Annotated in this window: 7 protein-coding genes and 1 pseudogene; 7 read left to right on the top strand and 1 reads right to left on the bottom strand. The window is 62.8% G+C overall.

Translation table 11 applies throughout. The annotated features are described in order from the left end of the window. The coding region (locus EOA32_RS30095; protein WP_128373653.1) for a LysR family transcriptional regulator at positions 1 to 199 on the bottom strand (199 nt) is incomplete at its 3' end. Between the two features lie 132 nt (positions 200 to 331). Between EOA32_RS30095 and EOA32_RS30090 the strand changes: the two genes are divergently transcribed. The 7 genes and pseudogenes from EOA32_RS30090 to EOA32_RS30060 form a co-directional block, all read left to right on the top strand. After that, positions 332 to 1483, top strand: coding sequence for a gamma-butyrobetaine dioxygenase (locus tag EOA32_RS30090; RefSeq protein ID WP_128373652.1), 1152 nt, complete (start codon positions 332 to 334; stop codon positions 1481 to 1483). Continuing rightward, entirely contained in the window at positions 1480 to 2070 is a 591-nt protein-coding gene (locus EOA32_RS30085) for an HD domain-containing protein (protein WP_066990944.1), read from the top strand. Before EOA32_RS30090 ends, EOA32_RS30085 begins: the two co-directional genes overlap by 4 nt. Positions 2071 to 2470: 400 nt before the next feature. Beyond that, on the top strand, positions 2471 to 4252 hold the full coding sequence (locus tag EOA32_RS30080; RefSeq protein ID WP_095829001.1) for an acetolactate synthase 3 large subunit: 1782 nt from the start codon (positions 2471 to 2473) through the stop codon (positions 4250 to 4252). 76 nt (positions 4253 to 4328) lie between these two features. Continuing rightward, positions 4329 to 4901, top strand: coding sequence for an acetolactate synthase small subunit (ilvN, locus tag EOA32_RS30075; RefSeq protein ID WP_059185300.1), 573 nt, complete (start codon positions 4329 to 4331; stop codon positions 4899 to 4901). A 122-nt stretch (positions 4902 to 5023) separates the two neighbouring features. Beyond that, positions 5024 to 5618: pseudogene (locus EOA32_RS30070) on the top strand (LysE family translocator). A 192-nt stretch (positions 5619 to 5810) separates the two neighbouring features. After that, positions 5811 to 7082 (top strand): efflux RND transporter periplasmic adaptor subunit, encoded by a 1272-nt coding sequence (locus EOA32_RS30065; RefSeq protein ID WP_128373651.1) that lies wholly within the window; start codon positions 5811 to 5813, stop codon positions 7080 to 7082. Beyond that, on the top strand, positions 7079 to 7641 hold a 563-nt coding region (locus EOA32_RS30060; RefSeq protein WP_145971388.1), incomplete at its 3' end, for an efflux RND transporter permease subunit. The genes EOA32_RS30065 and EOA32_RS30060, both read left to right, overlap by 4 nt.

Below are 7641 nucleotides of genomic sequence, written 5' to 3'. Positions count from 1 at the left end.
GAAGATAGGCGGCGCCCTCCGGCGACAACGCCACGCCGCGTGCCAGCCGCGCGAACAGTCGCGTCTTGAGACGCTCTTCCAGAAAGCGGATGTGCTGGCTGACGGCGGCTTGCGTGAGCCCGAGCTCGGCGGGCGCGGCGGTGAAATTCGACAGGCGCGCAGCCGCTTCGAAACTGCGTAGCCAGTCGAGCGGAGGCATGAGATCGGCAGCTTTTCCAGTCATTAGATTTTTGGCGGCATTGGGTGAAAACAATAATTTGAATTATGCCTTTGGCAAAGACAGCATGCACTCGATACCGCGGCGACGGCCCAAGAGGGGAGTTTCAGAAACATGCTGACGAGAGCAATCCTTGGCGACGAAGGGCGAACGATCGCGCTTGGCTGGGACGACGGAACACGCAGCCGATTCAATGCCATGTGGCTGCGCGACAACGCATTGGACGACAGGACGCGCAGCGCCGGCAACGGCCAGCGGCTGATCACCATCCTGGACATTCCGGCCGAGACACGGATCGGAGAGGCCACGATCAAGGGCGAGGCGCTGGTGGTCACGTTCGTGCCTGAAGACAAGACCGTCAGCTTTCCCGCGAGCTGGCTTCGTGGCCATACTTACGACCGTGAAGAAAATCGGCAGCCCGGCTGGACCGGCAGCGACATTCGGCGGTGGACCAAGGCCACGATGCAGAGTTCGGTGCCGCGCGCGGCCTATCTTGAGGCCAGGCAGGACAGGAATGTTCTGCGGCAATGGCTGACGGCGATGCGGAGCTTTGGCTTTGCCGTCATGGACGGTCTGCCGGCCGAATCCGGGGCATTATGCAACGTGGCCGATCTCTTCGGATATATCAGGGAGACCAATTACGGGCGCTGGTTCGAGGTGCGCGCCGAGGTCAATCCGAGCAATCTCGCCTACACCAATCTCGGCCTGCAGGCGCATACCGACAATCCCTACCGCGACCCGGTGCCGACGCTGCAGATCCTGGCCTGTATCGAGAATACGGTGGAAGGCGGCGAATCCAGCGTCGTCGACGGATTCGCGGTGGCGGCCGCGCTGCAGGCGGAGAATTCGAACGGCTTCCGGTTGCTTTCCTCCTATCCGGCACGCTTCGAATATGCCGGCTCATCGGGCGTGCGGCTGCAGTCCAAGCGCCCGATGATCGAGCTCGGACCGGATGGCGAGCTCATCTGCGTGCGCTTCAACAACCGTTCGCTGGCGCCGACCATCGACGTGCCGTTCGCCGAAATGGACGCATATTACGCTGCCTATCGCCGGTTCGCCGAACTGATCGAGGATCCGGCCTTCGAGGTGACCTTCAAGCTCGAGGCGGGCCAGTCGTTCATCGTCGACAACACGCGCGTCATGCATGCGCGCAAGGCCTTTTCCGGCAGCGGCACGCGCTGGCTGCAGGGCTGCTACGCCGACAAGGACGGCCTGCTGTCCACGCTGGCGGCAATCGAACACGATGTCAGAGAGGCGGCCGAATGAAATCGAATGAACTGAACACCGGCAACATCGTCGAGTTCATCGCCGACATTTTCGAGCGTCGCGGCGCGGAATCCTATCTCGGCGAGCCGGTCACCATGTCCGAGCATATGCTGCAGGGCGCGTGGCTAGCCGAGCAGGATGGCGCGCCGGAGGAGCTTGTGGCTGCGGCGCTGCTGCACGACATCGGCCACTACACCAGCGAGCTCGGCACCTATTCGCCCGACGACGTCGAGGACAAGCACCACGACGAGGCGGGTGGCGAGGTGCTGGCGCCGTTCTTTCCGCCGGTCATCGTCGAATGCGTCAGGCTGCATGTTGCGGCCAAGCGTTATCTCTGCGCCACCGATCCCTCCTACTTCGGCAAGCTGTCGCCGGCCTCGGTCCATACGCTGTCGCTGCAGGGCGGGCCGATGAGCGCGGAGGAGGTGGCGGAGTTCCGCAGCAATCCATTCCATCAGGAAGCCGTGCGTGTGCGCATCTGGGACGAGGGTGGCAAGGTCGCCAACATGAAGACGCGCGCCTTTCGCGACTACGTGCCGCTGCTGGAGCGGGTGGTGAAAAAGTTCGCGACCCAAAGCGCGACGTGATCACCGGCGCCGCCCCACCCGGCACACTTGCCGACAATAGTGCGCCGCCGAAGACTAGAGACGTTTTCTCGGCAACATCATGCGTCTCGACATACCCGGCAAAACGCGTTGGCGGTAACCAGGCAAGGGGTGTGGTGCTGGCGGCCTGAACAATCCGCGCCGCTGAACAATGGGACCGACAGATTGCCCGTTGACAGCGGCGCGGAACCGACCTTATTGTCCGCGCCCATGAAAACAGCACTCATTCTCGTAGGCTGGCGCGTGGGCAAGGCGGTGTAACCGCCGGGCGAAAACCTCCCATGCGCATCCCACAGGCTCCCTCGGGGGCCTTTTTTATTGCCCAAAACCCAACTAAACGACCAGCAAATCGCCAGATGGCGAACAGTACGGGACCAGACCGATGAGCAACGGACATAACGAGCGGCGCGAAATGACCGGCGCCGAAATGGTGGTGCAGGCGCTGAAGGACAACGGCGTCAAGCATGTCTTCGGCTATCCGGGCGGCGCGGTCCTTCCGATCTATGACGAGATCTTCCAGCAGGATGAGGTCGAGCACATTCTGGTCAGGCACGAGCAGGGTGCCGGCCATGCCGCCGAAGGCTATGCGCGTTCGACCGGCAAGGCCGGCGTGCTGCTGGTCACGTCCGGCCCCGGGGCCACCAATGCGGTGACGCCGCTGCAGGACGCGCTGATGGATTCCATTCCGCTGGTCTGTCTCACCGGTCAGGTGCCGACTTCGCTGATCGGCTCCGACGCCTTCCAGGAATGCGACACCGTCGGCATCACGCGCCCCTGCACCAAGCACAATTGGCTGGTGAAAGACGTCAACGAGCTCGCCGCCACCATCCATGAAGCCTTCCATGTCGCGACCACCGGGCGGCCGGGCCCGGTCGTGGTCGACATTCCGAAGGATGTGCAGTTCGCCAAGGGCATCTACGTGCCGCCGCAAACGGCGCCGCGCACCAGCTATCAGCCGAAGGTCCAGGGCGATCTGGAGAAGGTGAAGGCCGCCGTCGAATTGATGGCCGGCGCGAAGAGGCCGATCATCTACAGCGGCGGCGGCGTCATCAATTCAGGTCCGGAAGCCAGCCATCTGCTGCGCGAGCTGGTCGACCTCACCGGTTTCCCGATCACCTCGACGCTGATGGGCCTCGGTGCCTATCCGGCTTCGGGCAAGAACTGGATCGGCATGCTCGGCATGCATGGCACCTACGAAGCCAACATGGCCATGCATGATTGCGACGTGATGATCTGCATCGGCGCGCGCTTCGACGACCGCATCACCGGCCGGCTGACCGCGTTCTCGCCGAACTCGAAGAAGATCCATATCGACATCGATCCGTCCTCGATCAACAAGAACGTCCATGCCGACGTGCCGATCCTGGGCGATGTCGGCCGCGTGCTGGAGGATCTGGTGCGGCTGTGGCGGGCGACCGCCAAGGCCGACAAGAAGGCGCTCTATCCATGGTGGGAGCAGATCGCGAAATGGCGCGCGCGGGACTCGCTCGCCTATAGGATGAACAACGACGTGATCATGCCGCAATATGCGATCCAGCGGCTCTATGCGCTGACCAAGGATATGGACACCTACATCACCACCGAAGTCGGCCAGCACCAGATGTGGGCGGCGCAGCACTATCACTTCGACAAGCCCAACCGCTGGATGACCTCGGGCGGCCTGGGCACGATGGGATATGGCCTGCCCGCGGCGCTCGGCGTGCAGATCGCACATCCGAATGCGCTGGTCATCGACATCGCCGGCGACGCTTCGGTGCAGATGACGATGCAGGAGATGAGCTCGGCCGTGCAGTACGACGCGCCGATCAAGATCTTCATCCTGAACAACCAGTATATGGGCATGGTGCGCCAGTGGCAGCAGCTGCTGCACGGCAACCGGCTGTCGCATTCCTACACCGAGGCGATGCCGGATTTCGTCAAGCTGGCGGACGCCTATGGCGGCCATGGCATACGCTGCGACAAGCCGGACGAGTTGGATGACGCGATCCGCGAGATGATTTCGGTGAAGAAGCCGGTGCTGTTCGACTGCCGCGTGGCGACTCTCGCCAACTGCTTCCCGATGATCCCGTCCGGCAAGGCGCATAACGAGATGCTCCTGCCTGACGAGGCGACCGACGAGGCGGTGGCCAACGCCATCGACGCCAAGGGCAGGGAACTGGTGTAGCGGCAGGCAGCGTCTGCGGCGGAAGCCGTGTGGAAACAGAGAATTAGCGCCAAAGTTTGAAATCGAGATTCACGTCATGAACGCACAGCTCCAGCCGACCGGCTCCGCCTACTTCATCGCCAAGGAAACCGAAAAGCCGGAAACGCACACGCTTTCCGTGCTGGTCGACAACGAGCCGGGCGTGCTTGCCCGCGTCATCGGCTTGTTCTCGGGGCGCGGCTACAACATCGAAAGCCTTACGGTGTCCGAGACTGAGCACGAGAAGCATTTGTCGCGTATCACCATCGTGACGCGCGGCACGCCGCATGTGCTGGAGCAGATCAAGCACCAGCTCGAGCGGATCGTGCCAGTGCACCGCGTGGTCGATCTCACCGTGCGCTCGCACGAGCTCGGCCAGGAGCGGCCGCTGGAGCGCGAGCTTGCGCTCGTCAAGGTCGCCGGCACGGGCGACGCCCGCGTCGAGGCGCTGCGGCTGGCCGATGCCTTCCGCGCGTCGGTCATCGACGCCAACACCGAGCATTTCATCTTCGAAATCACCGGCAAGGGTTCCAAGCTCGACCAGTTCATTGCCATCATGAAGCCGCTCGGCCTGGTCGAGATCTGCCGCACCGGTGTCGCAGCCATGAACCGCGGCCCGCAGGGGATGTAGGCGCGCCACCACCGCTCCGACTGCATCAACTTCTCCTCGCTGGCCCGGCGGTCGACCCGTCCGTGGCTTTTGCGCACCTGCCGAAAAAGGACAATATAACTGACCTATCCGGAGAGGATATGATGTCCGCCAACGCGTTCCTTGCACTCCTGGTCTATGCCTTCGTGACGTCGATCACGCCAGGGCCGAACAATCTCATGCTGCTGGCCTCCGGCGTCAATTTCGGCATCCAGAACGGTTCCGCATATGCTCGGCATCAGCATCGGTTTTCTGGTTCTGCTGCTGGCCGTCGGCTTCGGACTCGGCGCGGTGCTGACAGCGTTTCCGGTGCTGCATATGGCGCTGAAAATCGCCGGCGCCGCCTATCTGCTCTACCTTGCCTGGAAGATCGGCATGTCGCGCTCGATGGGTGGCAAGGACGGGGCGAAGGCGCGTCCGATGCGCTTCATCGATGCCGCCGCGTTCCAATGGGTCAACCCGAAGGCGTGGGTGATGGCGATCACTGCCATGGCCGTCTACACCAATCCGGATCATCCGTTCGTCTCGGTGGCGCTGATTTCGATCGCCTTCACCATCGTCAACCTGCCCAGCGTTTCCGTGTGGGCCGGGTTCGGCACCGCGCTGCGCGGCTTGCTTTCGGATCCCGTGCGGCTGAAATGGTTCAACATAGGAATGGGTCTGCTGCTCGCAGCGACGCTCTGGCCGATGCTGCGTTAAGGGATCGCCACTGCACGTTAGCCGGCTGCACAACAATTGTGCAGTGCATATTAAATCTTCGTAATCCCGCGTTTTGGCCCTTTTCCGCCAAAGCCTTGTCCTATCTATTCGGCGAAATTCGCGGCAATGGCCGTGAAATGAGCTGAGAATAGACCACCGGTTTCGGCGTGTCGGATAGAGGGCCAGTTGTCGATGCGCGGAAAAATCGCCTTTACAGTCGTTGCTCTGGTCTGCCTTGCAGGTGTCGGCCTTTATCTGTCGCCCGCCACGATGGGCAGGGTGCAGCAGCTGATCTCCGGCCAGCAGGCCGACGCAGTCGGCGCCGACACGAACAAGGCATCGGGCAGCCAGAAGGGCGGCGCTGGCGGCGCGCGTTCCGCCTCTATCGTTTCGGCAACTGCGACGACCGCCGATTTTCCGATCCGCCGCTACGCCATCGGCTTCGTCTCCTCGCCGTCGGTGGTCAGCGTGAATGCCCGTGTCTCCAGCCAGATCGTGTCGATCGCGGTGAAGGACGGGCAAATGGTCAAGGCCGGCGACCTTCTCTTCTCGCTCGATGACCGCGCGCTGAAGGCGCAGCTTGCCAAGGATCAGGCGACGCTCGTCAAGGACCAGGCCCTGCTGGTGAGCGCCACGGCGGATCTTCAGCGCGCCAAGGACCTTGTCGCCAAGCAGGCTGGCACGCAGCAGACTTACGACCAGGCACTGGCGGCGCAGAAGGCCGCGGCCGCCACCATCGATGCCGACAAGGCGACGATCGACGCCGATACGGTCCAGTTAAGCTACGCGACCATCAGCGCGCCCATCTCAGGCAGGCTCGGAGCGGTCAACGTCTCGGTCGGGGATCTCGTCACCACCAGCAACGGCTCAAGCACCACGACGCCGCTTGTGACCATCACACAGATGGACCCGCTGCAGGTGAATTTCACTCTGCCGGAAAGCAACCTTGCTTTATTGCACAAGGCGTTGGCGAGCCCACAGCAAGGCGACGTGACGCTGACCAAGGACGGCGATCCGACGCCGATCGGCAAGGGCACGCTCGATTTCGTCGATTCCAGCGTCGACACCGCCTCCGGCACCATCGCCACGCGGGCGAGCATACCGAACTCCGCTCTTTCGCTTTGGCCGGGGCAGTATGTGAACGTCATCCTTGATGCCGGCACGATGCCGCAGATGACCTCGGTGCCGACGGTCGCGGTGCAGCCGAGCCAGAAAGGTCCCTTCGTCTATGTGGTCAAGCCGGACAACACGGTCGAGATGCGGCCGGTGCAGGTGGCGCTGACGGAGGGCGATAACAGCGCCATCAGCCAAGGCCTCAAGGGCGGCGAGAAGGTGGTGGTCGAAGGCCAGACAAGGCTAAAGGACGGCGCGACGGTGCACGAAGGCAAGACAGCGAGCAACAGTGGCGATCAAAATTCGCCTAAGGTCGCACAAGCCGACAAGGCCGGCGAGGCCCGCCCATGATTTCCGAATTCTGCATACGAAAGCCCGTCGCCACGCTGCTGATGTCGTTCGCCCTCGTGCTGGGCGGACTGTTCGCTTACAAGTTCCTGCCGGTTGCGGCGCTGCCCAGCGCGGAGTTCCCGGTGGTGAATGTCTCGGCCCAACTGGCCGGCGCTTCGCCGGAGACCATGGCGACCTCGGTCGCGACGCCGCTGATCAAGCAGTTCGCAACCATTGCCGGCATCGATTCTATTTCGACCACCAACTCGCTGGGCCAGACCTCGATCGCCATCCAGTTCGTGCTCAACCGCGACATCGACGCGGCTGCCGCGGACGTTCAGGCAGCCATTGCGCGCACGCAAAAATCGCTGCCGCCGCAAATGACGGCGCCGCCAAGCTATCGCAAGGTCAATCCGGCCGATGCGCCGATTCTTCTGATGTCGCTGGTCAGCGACACCGTTCCACTCACCGACCTCGACGCCTTCGCCGAAAACGTGATCTCGCCCTCGCTGTCGACCATCGATGGCGTTGCGCAGGTTTCGATCTACGGACAGCAAAAATATGCGGTGCGCATCCAGAT

The sequence above is a fragment of the Mesorhizobium sp. M1A.F.Ca.ET.072.01.1.1 genome (genome assembly GCF_004023325.1).
Lineage (GTDB): Bacteria > Pseudomonadota > Alphaproteobacteria > Rhizobiales > Rhizobiaceae > Mesorhizobium.
Note: the sequence above shows the minus strand (reverse complement) of the source record. Positions and strands in the feature narration are given on the sequence as shown.

What these genes read in the sequence shown, in the direction of transcription:
- EOA32_RS30090 (WP_128373652.1), top strand. Translation starts at nt 332, where the DNA reads ATGCTGACGAGAGCAATCCTTGGCGACGAAGGGCGAACGATCGCGCTT.
- EOA32_RS30085 (WP_066990944.1), top strand. Translation starts at nt 1,480, where the DNA reads ATGAAATCGAATGAACTGAACACCGGCAACATCGTCGAGTTCATCGCC.
- EOA32_RS30080 (WP_095829001.1), top strand. Translation starts at nt 2,471, where the DNA reads ATGAGCAACGGACATAACGAGCGGCGCGAAATGACCGGCGCCGAAATG.
- ilvN (WP_059185300.1), top strand. Translation starts at nt 4,329, where the DNA reads ATGAACGCACAGCTCCAGCCGACCGGCTCCGCCTACTTCATCGCCAAG.
- EOA32_RS30065 (WP_128373651.1), top strand. Translation starts at nt 5,811, where the DNA reads ATGCGCGGAAAAATCGCCTTTACAGTCGTTGCTCTGGTCTGCCTTGCA.